This is a genomic window from Desulfovibrio psychrotolerans, from assembly GCF_013340305.1.
GTDB classification, from domain to species: Bacteria; Desulfobacterota; Desulfovibrionia; order Desulfovibrionales; family Desulfovibrionaceae; genus Halodesulfovibrio; species Halodesulfovibrio psychrotolerans.
In genome coordinates this window covers 173,408-190,073 of the sequence record NZ_BLVP01000008.1, presented here as the reverse complement: position 1 = coordinate 190,073, position 16,666 = coordinate 173,408, and the positions used below count along the sequence as shown (strand labels likewise).

Here is a 16,666-nt window from a genome sequence, read left to right as displayed (position 1 = left end):
TCCCCGCACAGGCGGGTGCCATGCAGCCGGCCCTGAGCATCGGGAGTATTTTTCTCAGGCAGCTTGTCGTCAGATGTGCTTCTTGTCAGGCGTACGTCTTTTCAGGCGCACGTCTTTTCAGGCGCGCTTCTTCAAGTATGCTTTTCTATGGTGGCAAAAGCGCTGTGGTTGTGAATGGATTCGTAGCTCTCCACTTCCACCCGGAACCAGCTTACCTGCGCGTGTGCCTCCAGCCTGCTGGCCACGGCGCGCACCACGTCTTCCACAAAGGTGGGGGCGGCAAAGGCGGCTTCCGTCACGTACTTCTCGTCCTCACGCTTAAGGAGCGAATAGACAGGAGAAGAGGCCGAGGCCTCCGCCATCTCGATAAATTCCTCAATCCACGCAAACCCGCGCATGCGCACCTGCATGCGCACAACGGCACGCTGACTGTGCGCGCCCTCGTCAGAAATGGCCTTGGAGCACGGGCACACCGTCATCACGGGCACGTCCACCTCCAGCAGAAAGGCGGGGCGGTCGCCCGTCATTTCGCCCGTGAGCTGGCACTTGTAGTTCATCAGCCCGCCCCGGCCCGTGGCCGGAGCCTTCTTATTCAAAAAATAGGGAAACCGGAACAGCGCATAGGCTTTGCAGGCATGCAGCCGCTGCTTGATATCCAGCAGCAGGTTGCGCATGCTGTCGTAATCCAGCTCCTCGCTCCAGCCTTCCAGCGCCTCCACAAAGCGGCTCATGTGCGTGCCCTTGAATTCCGCAGGCAGGTCTGCGCCTATGTCCACCCGCGCCACCGTATGCTGCGCGCCTTTGGCCCTGTCGCGAATGACAATGGGCAGGCGCAGGTCGCGTATGCCCACGCGGTCAATGGCCATGGCCACCTGTGCGGGGCTCATCTGCACGTCTTCCATTATATTAGACAATATCCTGTCCTGTTGTCGCAAGGGTAAGTTTTCCATGCTTCACCCCCTTGGTGGAGGTAAGCTTCTGCGAGAGGGTGCGCACCTCTTCCCCGCTGCCTTTAAGCAGCAGCACCTCAAGGCAGTTGTCGTGGTCCAGATGCACATGCAGGCTGGTAATGATCACATGGTGGTGGTCGTGCTGAATCTCCACCAGTTTCTGCGAAAGGTCGCTCTTGTGGTGGTCGTACACCAGCGTGAGCGTGCCTGCCAGTTCCCGGCCTTCGTCCTTCCATTCCTGCTCCACCAACGCGTTGCGGATGAGGTCGCGGATGGCTTCTGAACGGGTCTGGTAGCAGCGTTCGTCACACAGGGCGTCAAATTTTTCCAGCAGGTCGGAATCCAGCGATACGCCGAAACGGATGGTCTGACCCATAGCATCTCCTGCCTTAAGGCGTCCGGTTTACGGGCAGCCGCGCCATCAGCGGCGCAACTCCCACAGATTGACGGTAACGGGAACCGGCTGCTCATACAGCGCCTCGGTCTGCTCCGAGACAAGGCGCGCCGACTGCCAGCCCCTGCTCTCCAGTTGCGTACGGAAATGGGCATATACCGCCCTGTCCGGCTCCGCCACCCAAGCCACACCTCCCGGAGCCAACGCGTGTTCCAGAAAGGTGAGCACAGGCTCCACGAAACGTCGTTCGTACATGATGTCACCGCCCCACACCACCTCGCAGGCTCCTGCACGCACGGCCGGGCACCGCCAGTCCATGACAGCCCACAGCGGTTCGGGCACGTTGTTGTGTGCGGCATTGCGGCTGGCAAAACGCAGCGCCAGCGGCTCGTAGTCCATGGCCACCACGCGTGCGCCCAGCCATGATCCCACAAGGGCGGTCAGGCCCAGCCCGCAACCCATGTCCAGGCAGCGTTTTCCGGCAATACTTGCCCGGTTGGCGAACAGCCAGCGCGCAAGCACAATGCTCGAAGGCCACAACTCCGTCCAGTACGGCAGGCGCTCATCCTCGCCGAACTCGTCATCGCCCATGGTTTCCCACAGGGCTTCAAGGCTGGCTGCGCGTTCAAGATGCCACCGCCTGCCGCAAAGGTCCAGTTCGATGCAGGGGGTATATTCCGTCAATACGGCCACAGCGGTCCTCATGCGCAGGAAGGTATGAACACTCCGGGATGTATCCGCAACGCATGCGGCGTGTCTGCATAGCGCAGCTTGCGGCGCGAGTCCATACAGTAAAATTCCGTACCTACAGCACCCACTCCTGCAACGCGGCAATGCCCGTGACCACCTGTGCCGCCGCAAGGGCACACAAGAGAATATTGTTTATCATGTGCACCAGCGGCAGCAGTGTGCGCTTTCTCCGGTAGGCGTCCATAATGTGCCCGGTACCGTAGGCAATAACCATCATGGGCAGCATGACAAGCGCAAGCGTGTAGTGCAACTCCGTGTTTCCCACCTCTTCCCAGCGCCACAGGGCAACCAACGCGCCGCCCACAGCCCCTGCCAGCAGCATGAGCAGGGCATACCTTCCGTAGCGCACGTGGCTGCCCCACCGGAAAGTGCGCCTGCGCCCCGGAAAACGGGATAACGTGCGGTCCAGTCCCAGCCGGAGCGCGTACAGCAGAAACAGGATAACGAACGGCATGATGGCCGGATGCAGATACAGCATGCCACCTCCTCGCGGCTGATCGGAACAGACTACGTGCAAACGCCCCGCAACAGGGGAGCGGATCCCGCCCCCGCATTCCCGCTTGCAAGCCCGGCATACTCCTGCTACCGAACTGCCAGCGGATGCTGCCTCCATAGTAACAGTATCCGCAACTTTGACAACCACCACCCGCAGTTGCTCGCGCGATGCGGCATGTTCAGGACCGCCAGAATGACCCCTTCTCCTCTCTCCGGCCTGCACAAACAAGTCTGGACTGCCATGCTTGCCGCACTCATCGTGGTGGGTGCCATGGTGCAGTTGCCCATCGGCCCTGTCCCCGTCACGCTGCAAACCTTCTTCATCGTGCTGGCGGGTCTCGCCCTCGGCCCCATGCACGGCGCGGCAGCCATGCTGCTTTACATCCTCGCCGGAGCCATCGGCCTGCCGGTCTTTGCGGGCGGCAAGGCGGGTTTTGCACACCTGCTCGGCCCCACGGGCGGCTACCTTATCGGCTACATCGGCACGGCGTTTCTGGCGGGTATGGGTTCATCGCAGCCGCCCCGCACCGCCTCGTTCATGAAAAGCCTGCTCTGGTCGCTGGCGGGCCTGTGCGCGGTCTACCTTGCCGGGGTGCTGCGCCTCAAGTTCGTACTGGATATTTCCTACACCAAGGCGTTTTCCATCGGCATGGTCCCGTTCGTCATCGCCGACATGCTTAAGGTTGCCGGAGCGGTGGTGGCCTATCGTTTCCTGCACAGCCGGAGGCTTCTGCCGTCGTGATACACGCGCGCTCGCTCACCTTCGCCTATCCCGGCGCGGGCCGTCCTTCGCTGAAGAACGTCACCTTCGACGTGCCGGAAGGAACGGTGCTGTGCCTGTGCGGCGTGAACGGCAGCGGCAAATCCACGCTTCTTTCCCTGCTTGCAGGACTGTACGCTCCCGCATCGGGCACACTGACAGTGGCAGGCATTGCCTCGCCGGGCAAAGAAGATAAGCTGCGCGGCCTTTCCGCTCTGGTTCTGCAAGACGCAGACCTTCAGATCATCGGCTCCACCGTGGCGGAAGACATGCTGCTGGCCTTTCCCCCCGGCCTTACGGACGCGGAGGAAACAGCGCGCGACATGGCGGCGCGGTTCGACCTTGCGGAACACTGGCACTCGCCCGTGCACACCCTTTCCTACGGGCAGAAGCGCAAACTCTGCCTCGCCGTAGCACTGCTTGCCTCACCGGCACTGCTGCTTCTGGATGAACCGTTCTCCGGGCTGGACTACCCGGCCATACGCGAAATGCGGGCAATTCTGGCCAATAACCGCAAGCACAGGCTTACGCAGATCATTTCCGTGCACGACCTTGAGCCGGTCATTGACCTTGCGGACAGCATGGTAGTGCTACATCAGGGCGAACAGGTTCTTGCCGGCACCCCGCAAGAGGTGCTGGATGCCATTCCCGCCTTCGGCGTGCGCCAGCCCTGCTCGTGGCAGCGGGGGCTGGGCATCGTTCCGTGGGAATAGTTTCCCCCCGCAACGGCGTACCGCTCCGGGGGGAATGCATTCGTAAACAGATTGTCAGAACGCAGGCAAGCTACCGATAAGCCGCCTCAAAAATCTCCGTCACCACCCGCTCGTTCATCTGCGTGGGCGTAAGGTTAAACAGCCCGCCCATGGTCTCCAGCGCGTTCTTCGCCAGCTTGGGCATATCCGACTGCTTTACCCCGTAGGCGGAAAAGGTCAGGTCATCCAGCCCGATATCCGCTATAAGCTTCTCCAGCGCGGCAACAAAGGCAAGCGGCTGCTCTTTGGCGGGCATGGCGTCCACATCCGCCCCCATAAAATAGGCAAGGTCCACCATGCGGTCCGGCACATACCGCGTGAGATGGCGGAAATACGGCACGGAGAGCATAACCAGTCCCGCCCCGTGCGGAATATCCGGATAATACGCAGAAAGCGCATGCTCCATGGAATGATGCGAAATGCAGGACGAAAGCGACTCGCACAGCCCCGCCGCAGTGGAAGCCCACGCCAGCATGGTGCGCGCCTCAACGCCTGACCCGTCCTTGACCACCTGCGGCAGAAAGGACGTGATAAGGCTCACCGCCTGCTGCGCCAGCAGGTCGCTGGAAGGCTGCCGCGCACGGGAGACATACGCCTCCACCGCATGGAAAAAGGCATCCATGCCGGTCATGGCGGTCACTCGCGGCGGCACGCTCAGCATGAGACGCGGGTCCACAATGGAAAGCGCAGGGTAGGTGGAATCGTTGCCCCAGCCTATCTTCTCCCTTGTCTGCTCACGGGTTATCACCGTCCACGGGTCCGCCTCGGTACCTGTTCCCGCCGTGGTGGGAATGGCTACGATGGGCAGCGCAGGGTTGGGCGGCACCTGCCTGCCGCCAGTGCCGCCGGGCATGTAGTCCCAGTAGTTGCCGGGATTATTGGCCATAAGGGCAATGGACTTGGCGGAGTCTATGGAGCTTCCGCCCCCCAGACCGAGCACAAAATCGCACCCCTCCGCGCGGGCAAGGGCGGCTCCTTCGGTCACATGCTCCAGCACCGGATTGGGCTGCACGCGGTCAAACACCACAGATTCCGCACCGTTCTGTGCCAGCAACGTCTGCACAAGCTGCATGTACCCGTGCCGGACCATAGAGCCTCCCGCACTGATGACGATAAGCGCCTTTCTGCCCGGCAGATGCGGCGTGGTGCCAAGCTCGTTCAGCTTGCCGGGTCCGAAAATAATGCGCGTGGGCATGTGAAACTGGAAATTGATCATCGAATGGCCTCCTTGTCTGTGCGCAACGGTACCCCGGCGCGAACGCAACCGGAATGATAGCCCCGTGTAGCCGCGTGATAATCATGTCCGGCCCTGCGGCACGGACAGTCGCAAACCGGCTATGCGGTAAGAAACGCCCTGTAGGCCTTGACCGTGGCGTACAGGTCGGCCTTGCTGGACAGCTCAAAGGGGCTGTGCATGGCAAGAATGGCCGGACCAAAGTCGATGATATCCATGCCGTATGCCGCAAGGTACATGGCAACGGTTCCTCCGCCGCCAAGGTCCACCCGGCCCAGTTCCGCCATCTGCCACGGCACGCCTGCGGCGTTCAGCACGCCGCGCAGCCACCCCACGTATTCGGGGTGCGCATCGTTGGCCTCATACTTGCCGCGGTGTCCCGTGAACTTGCAGAAGCAGGGGCCATAGCCGATGGTGGCGGCGTTCAGCTTCTCATGCAGGTCCTGATAGTCCGGGTCCAGCGCGCCGTGCACATCGGCAGAAACGGCCTTGGTGTTCAGCATCACATCGCTGAACCGGGCTGCGGGCGACCACGCCTGAATGAGGTCTTCCACGCAGTATTCAAAGAAGCGCGACTTTGCCCCCGTGGAACCTTCGGAGCCTATCTCCTCCTTGTCCCACAGCAGCAGGGTCCGGGTGTATTCCGGCTCGGCATCCGCCGCATCCGCCGCGTCCAGCATGGCCTCGAGCGCGGCAAAGCAGCATATGCGGTCATCCTGCCCGTACCCGCCTATGAGCGCCCCGTCCAACCCCACCGTGCGGGCGGGACCTGCGGGAACAACCTGCAATTCCGCAGAATACAGGTCTTCCTCGCATACCCCGTACTTGGCGTGCAAAAGTTCCAGCACGCGGCGCTTAATCTTGTCCTTGGCAGCGGTTTCCCCGGCTGCCTTGCCTCCTTCCGTTGCCTTGCCTTCCACGGCAGCTTCCGCCTGCGGCGCATCCGCGGGGCGATGCCCGAGGATAATGTTCATCTTCTCGGCCTCAAAGGCTTCGGCAAGCACCTGCTTGGCCTGATTCTGCGCCAGATGGGGCAGCAGGTCCGCAATGGCGAACACGGGATCACCGGGGTCTTCGCCTATGTTCACCTTCACGACCGAACCGTCCTGCCGCACAATCACACCGTGCAGGGCCAGCGGGCGCGAGAACCACTGATGCTTGCGTATCCCGCCGTAATAATGCGTCTTTGCCTGCCCCACTCCGCAGGATTCGTACAGCGGGCGTTGTTTCAGGTCTATGCGCGGCGTGTCGGCATGCGCGCCGAGAAGCCGCATCCCCTGCGACAGGGCGCGCCTGCCCTTGCGGGCTATGAAGATGGTCTTGCCCCGGAATACGCGGTACACGGCGTCATGACCAAAGTTGGTGGTATACCCCGCCGCGCGCAGCCGTTCCACCACGTAGTCTATGGTTTCCCGCTCGGTCTTGCAGGTGGAAATAAAGTCAATATACCGCGCTGCCAGTGCGTCCATGGCGGCAAGGTCCGCCTCGCCGCCGTAAACCTCCCAGCAGCTTTTGGGAGAAAACTCCAGAGAATCGCTCATGCTATGGCTCCGTATGGTGCCGCATATCCGGTGCTGACTAGGCATACGCCCTTATCATGGTCAGCACGGTCACTGCGGCATCCTTTGCTTGCTTATATTGTCGGGCGTGTGCAGGTGCAGCCTGCCTGCGCCATTCACATCGGCTCTGCCTGCTTTGCCCCATCTTGGCCCACCTTGGCCCACCGTGGCTCCCACCGTGGCCCATTCCGTATTCTCCAGCGGAAACACCATGAAGGCAGCCGGTTCAGAAATCCGCCGGGGCACCCTCAACTAAGATGATGCCCCTTCACACGCCTGCCGCAATGCGTCACAGACCAACGGAAATTCCGCATCCGCCAGTGTGCGCGGGTCCAGGCAGAAAGCATCGTCATCCAGCCGTCCCACAAGGGGCGGGTCCGTATCCAGCAGCCGCTGCTTCAGCTCCGTGGCAGAAAAGCCGGTGGGAACCAGCCGCACCAGCGTGGTAGGCAGATCCCGTTCAGGAAACGAGCCTCCGCCCACGCGTGAAGCGTCCGCCAGCAGCGAAACGCCGAACAGGTCGCCCAGCTCTCGCCTGATGCGGGCTGCCAGCCTGCGGGCGCGCCGCTTCAGTTCATCGGCAGGCGCGGTAATCATGGCAAGAGTGGGGATGCGTCTGCGGGCGGTTTCGGGGTCTGCATACAGGCGCAAGGTTGCCTCAAGGGCGGCAAGGGTCATCTTGTCTATGCGCAGGGCACGGTTCATGGGGTTGCGCTTGATGCGGTCTATCCATTCCTTTCTGCCCACAATAATTCCCGCCTGCGGTCCCCCCAGCACCTTGTCGCCGGAAAAGGTCACCACATCCGGTCCGGCAGCCACCACCCGCTGCACCGTAGGCTCGTCGCCCAGCCCCATGCCGGAAAAATCATGAAAACTCCCGCTGCCAAGGTCTTCCAGCACGGGAAGCTCATACTTTCTGCCCAACGCCACCATCTCTTCCAGCGTCACTTCCTTATGGAACCCCACCACGCGGAAGTTAGAGGTATGCACCCGCAGCAACGCGGCAGTCTGTTCCGTAATGGCGTTTTCGTAATCCCGCAGGTGGGTCCGGTTGGTGGCTCCCACCTCACGCAGAATGGCGCCGCTTTTTTCCATAACCTCCGGAATGCGGAAGCTCCCGCCTATCTCCACCAGCTGCCCGCGTGAAACAACAACCTCACGCCCCTTGCACAGGGTATCCAAAACCAGCATAACGGCTGCGGCATTGTTATTCACCACCAGCCCCGCCTCTGCTCCTGTCACCTGACAGAGAATACGTTCCACATGGCTGTAGCGGCTGCCGCGCTCGCCCGTGCCAAGATCAAACTCCAGATTGGAATAATGGGCGCAGGCCTCGCGCACCGCCTCCACTGCCACATCCGCCAGCAGGGAACGGCCCAGATTGGTATGCACCACCACGCCCGTACCGTTAAGCACGCGCCGGAAATGCGGCCTGCACTTGGCGCGCACGTAGGCCGCCATACGGGGCAGCAGAACCTCTAGTGCCAATTGCTCCGGCACGCTGTGCACGCCCGCGCGAATCTCCTCACGGCAGACATCCAGAAAACCGTTCACATGGTCGCGCAGCATGGCGCGGGGAACGTCGTCCATCCCTTTGAGGACAGAGGATCCGCCGTAGCTCCGCAGGGCGTCCAGCGCCCTGTCCACAGAAGGCAGCGCGCGAAAAAGTTGTGACACAGAGAAGCTCCTTTTCATCTGTAAAGAGCGGCCCGCCGGTTCTTCCTGCTGCACGGCAGGGCGGCCAACTCCGCTGCTGCCAGCCTCTGCCGCCCCACCCGAAACGGGGGCGGCAAAAGACCGGAGAATACCCTCACTCCGGCAGCCGAAACACGGCCCGCGCATGCGCCGCGCACGGTGCGCCCGAACAGTCGGCCAGAACCGTCGGTCAGACCCGCAGGCCAGGCCCGCAGGCACCGGACACCTGCGCCCCGGCATCAATGGTTCCCGCTCACCAATACAGGGGAAACGCCCTATTCCCGCTCAAGACATGCGGGCCGCAGTGTAAAGAACTCACCCAGCAAATACAAGGAACCGCAGAGCAGCACCTCCCGCTCCCCGGCCAACTTGCGTGCCTGCCGCAGCGCCTCGCCCAGCGAAGCACTCACCCGGGCGCGCTCTCCCAAAACCTTGGCGAGTTCCTCGGGATTCATGGCCCGTTCATTCTCGGCAATGGGCGGCAGAAAGACAGGACCATCGGTCATGGAAAGCAGCAACGGAACAATGCCGTCCAGCACCTTGTCGCCCATGCAGCCGAAAATGATAGCGGCGGGCTTGTCACCCCGCAGACGCAACGCCTCTTTCAAGGCGGCAATAGCGTGCTCGTTATGCGCACCGTCCAGAATCAGGGCAGGATGGTCCGCCTGTGCGGGAACCTCCTGCATGCGTCCGGCTATCCACGCATCCGCAAAGGCCAGTTCCTTCACATCGTCCCAATCCATTATCGGCGGCGGATTCCAGCCGTGCGACTCAGCCAGCAGCTTGAACGCACCCAGCGCAAGGCAGGCGTTATCCCTCTGATGCGCGCCGGTCAGCCCAAACCGGGCATCCTGCGGCATGGTCACCATCTCTTCCGCCATATGCAGCCGCGCTCCCTTCTGCGCCGCCACGTCACGCAGCACGGCAAGGGCCGCCTCATCCTGCACATGGGTGACTACGGGCACATTGTGCCGGATGGCTCCCGCCTTGTCGCGGGCAATATCCTCAAGCCGTTCGCCCAGCACCTGCTCATGGTCCATGGCAATGGGCGCATACACCGTCACATCGCTGGCAATGGCTGTGGTGGCGTCGTACATGCCGCCCAGTCCCGCCTCGAACACGGCAAGATGCACTTCATAATCATGAAAGGCGAGCACAGCCAGCACGGTGATGAACTCAAAATAGGTGAGCGTGCCGCCCCCTGCGTTCATGATATCGTTGGCAAGGTCGCACCATTCGTCCTCGTCCAGCATGTGCCCGTTCACCCGCACCCGCTCACGGGGCGTCACAAAATGGGGCGATGTGAACAACCCCGTATCCAGCCCCGCCGCCTGTCCCAACGCAGCCAGAAACGTGCTGGTGCTCCCCTTGCCGTTTGTGCCCAGCACCTGCGCCACGGCATAGGGCGGTCTGCGCAGCTCCACCTCGTCCAGCACGGCGGTTATGCGGTCCAGACTCATATCCATATGAAAGAGGCCCAGCTTGGCAAGATAGGCCTCAACCTCATCGTATGCTTGAAAATGCACGGTGTTTGTTTCGCTCATCTTTCTGGCGTAAGGTCATGGCGGGCACCGCGTCAAGCGGAGATTGGTACGGCCTGCACCACTCCCCCACCTTTTTCCGGACAAGCATACACCTTACCCTTGACCCTGCCCGCAGACCTCGTATACAGAACAGACCTCCCGCAAGGGAACCGGCTATGCCACCATGCATAACCCGGCCAATGCGCGCCTGTAGCTCAGTCGGATAGAGCATCTGCCTTCTAAGCAGACGGCCGTGGGTTCGAATCCTCCCAGGCGCGCCAAAACATCAAGGACTTGAAGGTTTGCCTTCAAGTCCTTTTTCTTTTCCCCACACCCTGCCCCACACGCAAAATGAAAACCCAAAAGCGTGCAATGAACATAGCTGCATAGCCTCCACTTCTCAGGCCTCCAAAAAATGGGAAGATCACCCTGCACACCGTGCAAATCCACAAGCTCCCCGCCTCCCCATCGTGCACAAAACGTGCAGAACATCTCCGCACGGCTCCATATCGTGCAACCACATCGGCATCATCGGGCAAATAAGCGCCAGAATATGGTCTTCCTTCAGAAAACCATCACGCATCATGCAAGAAAAGTTCGCGCATCGTGCAACTGCTCTTTACTTCCTGCAGTACAATCGTGCAGCGCGGCAGGCTGCCCGTGCCACGGCACCGCCCTTACGGCAGGCGGAGGTTGCACGAAACCCTCTTGTGAAAAGTGTAACAAAAATTTTATCTATTTATTACAATCAAATACTACATAGAGCCATATCGTGCACCCTTGAACTGGCACGACCATTGATAGAGGGCAGACATGGAACGTGTCGGAGGCAGAGGGGAAACCTCCCCCAGCAGAACCGAAGACGGCCCTCCCCCGTCGACGGAAGCATGAAAGGAGCACCAGCCATGTATGAAAAAGTTAAAAATCTGATGGTTCCCATAGCCAAGTTTCCTCTCATATCAGAGACAGCCACCCTGGCAGGCGCTGTTATCGCTCTGGAACGGGCACAGGAGGATTATGTTTCGGGCAAGCGGGAACAGCGCATTCTGCTTGTAACAGACAGCGAAAACAAGGTTGTGGGCAAGCTGTCACCCATTGATGTGGTGCGCGGACTGGAACCTAACTACGACAAGCTGCTCAACGAACAGACAAGCACCTTTGTGGGTAACTTCGACTACGTTATCCAGTCCATGCGCAACCAGTCCGTACTATGGGCAAAGCCGCTGGATGATCTGTGCACCACAGCCAAGGATGTGCTGGTACGCGACTTCATTCAGTCTCCCAACAGTTCGCAGATTATTGATCTGGAAGAATCCCTGAACAACGCCTTCCATATGTTCGTCATGTTCAGGCACGATTCTTTGTTTGTCATGGACGGGAACAAGCTTATGGGCATGTTGCGCTTCTCCGATGTCTACCGGGAGATAGGGCGCAGAATTAAGGAAACCTGCCGCCTTTAACCCGGCGCACACTCACCGCAAGACTGCTGAACGAGCACCATAAAGGAGAATTATCATGAGCGCACAAGACGTACGGGACCATTCCCCCAATGAACTTGTTGTCCACGAGGAAGAGCCGCAGGGTCCTACCCAGTCCACCCGTTCCATGATTATAAAGCTGCTTATCGCTGCAGGACTCGGCGCGCTGATTCTGCTCCTGCCCCGTCCGGACAACCTGCCGATAGAGGCTCACAGGCTGGCAGCCATACTTATCCCTTTAGTATTCCTGTGGGTTTCTGAAGCCATTCCCATCGGCGTAACCGCCCTGCTCGCCACGGCCCTGATGATCATGCTCAAGGTGACAAAGAGTTCCGCCGCCTGGGCGCCATACGCTAACCAAGCGGTCATGTTCGTCATGATGATTATCATGTTCGGCGTGGTGCTGAACGAAGTGGGGCTGGCCAAGCGTCTGCTCTTTTGGATTCTGCGATTCGCGGGAACCAACGTGAAGAAGCTGAGCTTTTTCATTGCCGTGAGCAGCACCATTCTTTCCTCCATATTCCACGATGCCACCATCACCATCATCATGCTCTTTGCCATTCTGCCCATCTTCCACGCCATGGGCATTACCCCCAAGAAGAGCAATAACCTGAGCAAGTTCTTTATCATCCTCATCCCGCTGGCAGCATCTGCCGGGGGCTTCGGCACGCTGCTCGGCGGCGGTCGCTGCGCCCTTGCTGTGGATATTACCCAGAAGTTCATTCTCGAAACTACCGGTGTTGCCGTAAAGATAGGCTTCCTGAAGTACGCAATCATTGAATTCCCGGTATGTATCCTCACCGCTCTTGCCACATGGGTCATCTGCTACGCGGTATTCCGCCCCAAGGAAGTGGAACTGCCCGCCTCCGTAAAGATCGAATCCATGCCCAAGATGAGTTCTGCGGAACTGGGTGTTTCGCTGGTCTTCTCCGCCGCCTTCATCCTCTGGTTCCTCGGTGACCTTACCGGCTGGCACGTGAGCGTGGTCGCGGCCATTGCCCTCGCCTTCTTCTGCGCTCCCGGCTGGGTTTCCTTCAAGACCATCTGCGACAAGTTCCCGTGGGAATCGTGGATAGTCTTCGGCTCCGGCGTCTCTCTGGGCGAAGCCATGCTCAAGTCCGGTCTTGGCAAGTTTCTGGCTGAATCGCTCATTCCCCTGCTGGAAGGTCATAACGCCTTTATCACCTACTACGGCATGGGCCTTTTCGGCTCCGTGCTCTCCAGCATGATGAGCAACTCCGCGGCCGTGGCACTGAGTTTGCCCATTACCCTGCCCATGGCGGAAATGATGAACATGAGTGTGGAAACCGTGGGTCTGCTTTCTCCCATGACCACGTCCTTCATCATGCTGGTCATAGGCTGCCCGCCCACCATCATTGCTTACAGCACGGGCTACTTCAATCAGATAGAGTTCTCCAAGGTCGCTATTCCGTGGTGCTTGGTGCTGCTGGCAATATGCGTTCTGAGCGCGCTGACCTACTGGCCCCTCATCGGTTTCAACTAGACCGGGCAGCATAACGCGCAACAACCCGGAACTGGAAAATGGTTTCACCACCCCAAACGGCACATGGCCGGATGGGCATAACAGAGGTGTATAATGAACGAAGACAAGACAAGAGTTCTGCTGGTGGATGATGAGGAAGACTTCCGCAACACGCTTTCCAAGCGCCTGAAGGAACGTGGATACGAGGTGCATACAGCCGGAAGCGGCAGCGCGGCACTGGCCATCCTGGACACTGTTCCTCTGGATGTGGTGGTGCTGGATATCAGAATGCCCGGCATGAGCGGCATAGAGACGCTGGGCGAAATCCGCGCCAAGCATCTGGGCGTGGAAGTGCTGCTGCTCACAGGCCATGCAGACGTGCCTTCCGCGGTGGAAGGAATGCGGCTCGGCGCCTTTGACTACATGATGAAGCCGTATGAATTCGAAGGACTGCTGGGCAAGATCAACGAAGCCACCACCGTGAAGCGTGACCGCGAAGAGCGCATCCGCAAGGCGGAAGAGCGGGCACAACTGGATAAGGTGCAGAAGACCAGTTGGTTCTGATTCTTCACAGCAAACCCGGTTCCTCTGCCGTCGTAACGGTACAAAGGCAGAGGAGAACCCCACCGGCCTGCGCCCTGTTCCCCTACGCAGGGCGTCAGGCCGGAATAACACACAAAACCGCCCGCGCGACATCTCGCGCGGGCGGTTCTTTGTGCTGGCAGAACAGCGTGTCTGCCCGCAACAGAATAGCTTCTACGCTACGCAATAGGCTTGGCAGTCACAAGGCGGTATACCGTTCCCGGCCCGCTTCCGCGCCGCTCCACGAGCCCGCGTCGCACCATATCCTGCAGGTCGTACAACGCTGTGCGGGGGGCAACGCTGCCGCCGATGTGCTCCTCGTACTCCCTGCGGGTAATCTCTCCGCGCTCCTGAAGCACGTTCCACGCCACACGCTGGCGGCTGTTCAGCCCTTCCATGTTTCCAACCGCAACCGCCTCTGCGTGCGCTGCCTCCGCAGGGCTTTCCGGCAACGCCGCACGTGGCTCCGGCCCTCCGGCATTCTCACCGGACGCAAGTTCCTTGGTGTTTCCGGCCGGACCGCCCTGCGGACGCACCGCCCAGGAGGCCTGACCATCGCCGGACACATTGCCCGGAACCCACGGCACCTCGTCGGGAGAAAGCGGCTCTTCCATACCTGTCGTGCCCATACACACGGCTTCTTCCAATGATACGGGCCGCTCCGCTCCCGCAGGCGGGCCTTCGGCCACCTGTCCGCCAGCATGACCGACCTCATTGCCCAAAACGAGGCACGAAGCCTGAATCACATCATTATTACTCATTACGGCAGCGCGGATAATGGCGTTTTTCAACTCCCGGATATTCCCCGGCCATTGATACACCTTGAGTTTTTCCACTGCCCCGCGGCTGAGAGCAAGGTGGGGCTTGCCCAGTTCTTCCGCCGCCTCGCCCAGATAATGGAAGGCGATGGGCACGATATTTTCCGGATGCCGCCGCAGTGGCGGCGTGGTTACGGTGATGACGTTCAGCCGGAAAAAGAGGTCTTCACGGAAACGCCCCTCTGCAAGCAGCTTGCGCAGGTCCACGTTGGTGGCGGCAATAACCCGCACATTCACGGGCACCTCCCTGTCGCTGCCCAGGGGCTTGATGAGCCGCATGGCCAGCGCGCGCAACAATGCCTGCTGCACACGGGCAGATGCCAACTGAATCTCGTCCAGAAACAGGGTGCCGTTTTCCGCTTCGCGGAAGGCTCCCTGCCGATCTGCACGCGCCTCTGTAAAGGCCCCCTTAACATGGCCGAAAAGCGTATCTATGAGCAGATTCTCATCCAGCTCGCCGCAGTTTATGGAGATAAAAGGATACTCCGCACGCCTGCTGTTCAAGTGAATTGCTTCTGCGGTCAATTGCTTACCGGTTCCTGTTTCCCCCACTATGAGCACATCCGCATCTACCTGAGCGGCTTTCAGTATCTCCTGCCGCAATGCGTCCAGCACGGCTCCGCCCCCGATGATGCTGGGCATTCTTTCACACGCGGTTGAATGCAGCTCCTGCGAAAGCTCCTCTGACGAAATGCGCTGCATGAGACCTACATCGCGTATGGTGCGGTCTTTACGGCGAATCTCTGCAAACTGATTCCGTATGGTTTCCAGCATGCGGTTGATGGAACTTTTCAGCAGCAACGCCTCGTACCCGCTCGGGTCCATGGCAATGGGTGCCAGCGAGCCGGATTGGTTGATCTCTCCCACGGCCTCCGCGAGCTGTACCACGGAACGCGTGAGCACCCGGCAGATGAGATAAATCAGCGCCCCCGCCACAACGCAGGCCACAAGCACCACGGCTATCATCACATCCACATGTTTGTATCCGGCGGCAACGGTAAGCCTGCTCACATCGCTGAAGGCAACGCCGGCGTACACAAAGGCCGGTGCGTCTTTGGCGGGGCGGAACATGATGGGCGCATAGGCTATGGAGGTTTCTTTGAGGTTATCGTCAATGGACGCTCCCCTCGGGTCTTTCATTATCCCCTTTTTCCCCTGCCGCACGTCACCCACGATATGCCAGAAGCGATCTTTGGCCTCGGGGCGGAAGGCACAGGCGAGTTCCGGCGTGCCGAGCGTACCGCTCTTTGCCGATCGCGCAAGATAGGTGGATAGAGGCGCTTCCGGCGTTTCCGGCGACTCGGATTGAAAGAGAATCCACCCCGCCGTATTGAACATGTAGCTGTAACGCACCTCGTGCGTCCGGGCAAAAGCCCATATGGGGGACTGTTCCGACTCGTACAGGGAAAGGATGTTCCGCACATCGCGGGCATCGAGAATGAGGAAATGAATAGTCCGCCCCGCCGGGGTTTCTGTGGCTGTAGCAAAGGTTATGGCAGGCAGTTCGGCAAGCTTGCGGATGGGAATGCCCCTGGGCTGGGGAATGAATACCGTCTCTACGGGAGATATCCACACATGCCCGGTCGGCACGGCGGAAAGGTGCAGCATGAGTTCATGCGGTGCCGGGCGCATATCCTTAAGGGAGAATTGCTCCGCTACCTGCAGGGGACTCTGGTTCACCAGTGAAACCATGTATCCCTCGCCGTCCGGGCCAATTCTCCCGGCGGCAAGGTAGGCGACACCCCCCGCAGCCGCATTGCGGGTAAAATACTCCTTGAGCCCGGTGGAAGAACCGGAGGCTTGCGCAATGACCGAAATATCTTTCCTGCCTTCCTCAAGCAACGCGCGCACCGCTTCCGCCGTGGCAAGGTTATGCACCATGGCGTTGCGCCGCAGGGCTATCGTCACGTAATCAAAGGTAATGAAGTAGGTTATGATGCCCGCAATCACCAGAATAAGGGCAATGGAAGGGATGAGCACAAGCATGAGCTTGGTCCTGAGTGACGCATACCGGAAATCGCCCAAAACGGGTGCCATTTCCTGACGTCCCAACCGACGGCTGAGGATATTCATGCCTTTCTCCCGCAGAATCACGCAACAGAACTCTATCGCGCAGAATACATGTCGCAATTCGCGCACAATGTATTCCGCTACCCATTATGAACCGCTACGTCAAGAGGAACAAAATCGGGA

Annotated in this window: 14 protein-coding genes and 1 tRNA gene; 6 read left to right on the top strand and 9 right to left on the bottom strand. The window is 59.9% G+C overall.

The genetic code is table 11. The annotated features are described in order from the left end of the window. Positions 1 to 131: 131 nt before the first annotated feature. From folE2 to HUV26_RS08575, 4 genes are all read right to left on the bottom strand, one after another. Positions 132 to 902 carry a GTP cyclohydrolase FolE2 gene (gene folE2 / locus HUV26_RS08590; protein WP_174410255.1) on the bottom strand — a complete coding sequence of 257 codons (771 nt, stop codon included), beginning with the start codon at positions 900 to 902 and terminating at the stop codon, positions 132 to 134. A 4-nt stretch (positions 903 to 906) separates the two neighbouring features. Beyond that, on the bottom strand, positions 907 to 1,326 hold the full coding sequence (nikR, locus tag HUV26_RS08585) for a nickel-responsive transcriptional regulator NikR (RefSeq protein ID WP_174409705.1): 420 nt from the start codon (positions 1,324 to 1,326) through the stop codon (positions 907 to 909). A gap of 45 nt (positions 1,327 to 1,371) precedes the next feature. Then, positions 1,372 to 2,049, bottom strand: coding sequence for a class I SAM-dependent methyltransferase (locus tag HUV26_RS08580; RefSeq protein ID WP_174409704.1), 678 nt, complete (start codon positions 2,047 to 2,049; stop codon positions 1,372 to 1,374). A 100-nt stretch (positions 2,050 to 2,149) separates the two neighbouring features. Further along, positions 2,150 to 2,572, bottom strand: a complete 423-nt coding sequence (locus HUV26_RS08575; RefSeq protein ID WP_174409703.1) for a DUF4079 family protein — start codon at positions 2,570 to 2,572, stop codon at positions 2,150 to 2,152. A gap of 210 nt (positions 2,573 to 2,782) precedes the next feature. Between HUV26_RS08575 and HUV26_RS08570 the strand changes: the two genes are divergently transcribed. Further along, a complete protein-coding gene (locus HUV26_RS08570) occupies positions 2,783 to 3,331 on the top strand; it encodes a biotin transporter BioY (RefSeq protein ID WP_174409702.1) in 549 nt (182 codons plus the stop codon). Further along, a complete protein-coding gene (locus HUV26_RS08565) occupies positions 3,328 to 4,062 on the top strand; it encodes an energy-coupling factor ABC transporter ATP-binding protein (protein WP_174409701.1) in 735 nt (244 codons plus the stop codon). The genes HUV26_RS08570 and HUV26_RS08565 overlap by 4 nt, the downstream gene beginning before the upstream one ends. A gap of 70 nt (positions 4,063 to 4,132) precedes the next feature. On the opposite strand, the gene HUV26_RS08560 is transcribed toward HUV26_RS08565, so the two are convergent. The 4 genes from HUV26_RS08560 to HUV26_RS08545 form a co-directional block, all read right to left on the bottom strand. Further along, the gene (locus HUV26_RS08560; RefSeq protein WP_174409700.1) at positions 4,133 to 5,317 is read right to left on the bottom strand and encodes an iron-containing alcohol dehydrogenase; all 1,185 of its coding nucleotides are present in this window, start codon (positions 5,315 to 5,317) and stop codon (positions 4,133 to 4,135) included. Between the two features lie 119 nt (positions 5,318 to 5,436). Then, complete coding sequence (locus tag HUV26_RS08555) at positions 5,437 to 6,876, bottom strand: aminopeptidase (RefSeq protein ID WP_174409699.1); 1,440 nt, start codon at positions 6,874 to 6,876, stop codon at positions 5,437 to 5,439. A gap of 270 nt (positions 6,877 to 7,146) precedes the next feature. Further along, on the bottom strand, positions 7,147 to 8,571 hold the full coding sequence (selA, locus tag HUV26_RS08550) for an L-seryl-tRNA(Sec) selenium transferase (protein WP_174409698.1): 1,425 nt from the start codon (positions 8,569 to 8,571) through the stop codon (positions 7,147 to 7,149). 293 nt (positions 8,572 to 8,864) lie between these two features. Then, positions 8,865 to 10,115 (bottom strand): bifunctional folylpolyglutamate synthase/dihydrofolate synthase, encoded by a 1,251-nt coding sequence (locus HUV26_RS08545; protein ID WP_174409697.1) that lies wholly within the window; start codon positions 10,113 to 10,115, stop codon positions 8,865 to 8,867. 201 nt (positions 10,116 to 10,316) lie between these two features. Here HUV26_RS08545 and HUV26_RS08540 point away from each other — a divergent pair. The 4 genes from HUV26_RS08540 (at position 10,317) to HUV26_RS08525 (ending at position 13,637) form a co-directional block, all read left to right on the top strand. Further along, positions 10,317 to 10,393 (top strand) — tRNA-Arg (locus tag HUV26_RS08540). Positions 10,394 to 11,017: 624 nt separating this feature from the next. Beyond that, the gene (locus HUV26_RS08535; protein WP_174409696.1) at positions 11,018 to 11,572 is read left to right on the top strand and encodes a CBS domain-containing protein; all 555 of its coding nucleotides are present in this window, start codon (positions 11,018 to 11,020) and stop codon (positions 11,570 to 11,572) included. Between the two features lie 55 nt (positions 11,573 to 11,627). Next, the gene (locus HUV26_RS08530; protein WP_174409695.1) at positions 11,628 to 13,094 is read left to right on the top strand and encodes an SLC13 family permease; all 1,467 of its coding nucleotides are present in this window, start codon (positions 11,628 to 11,630) and stop codon (positions 13,092 to 13,094) included. A 93-nt stretch (positions 13,095 to 13,187) separates the two neighbouring features. Continuing rightward, complete coding sequence (locus HUV26_RS08525; RefSeq protein WP_174409694.1) at positions 13,188 to 13,637, top strand: response regulator; 450 nt, start codon at positions 13,188 to 13,190, stop codon at positions 13,635 to 13,637. A 197-nt stretch (positions 13,638 to 13,834) separates the two neighbouring features. On the opposite strand, the gene HUV26_RS08520 is transcribed toward HUV26_RS08525, so the two are convergent. Next, entirely contained in the window at positions 13,835 to 16,546 is a 2,712-nt protein-coding gene (locus HUV26_RS08520; protein ID WP_174409693.1) for a sigma 54-interacting transcriptional regulator, read from the bottom strand. Between the last annotated feature and the right edge of the window lie 120 nt (positions 16,547 to 16,666).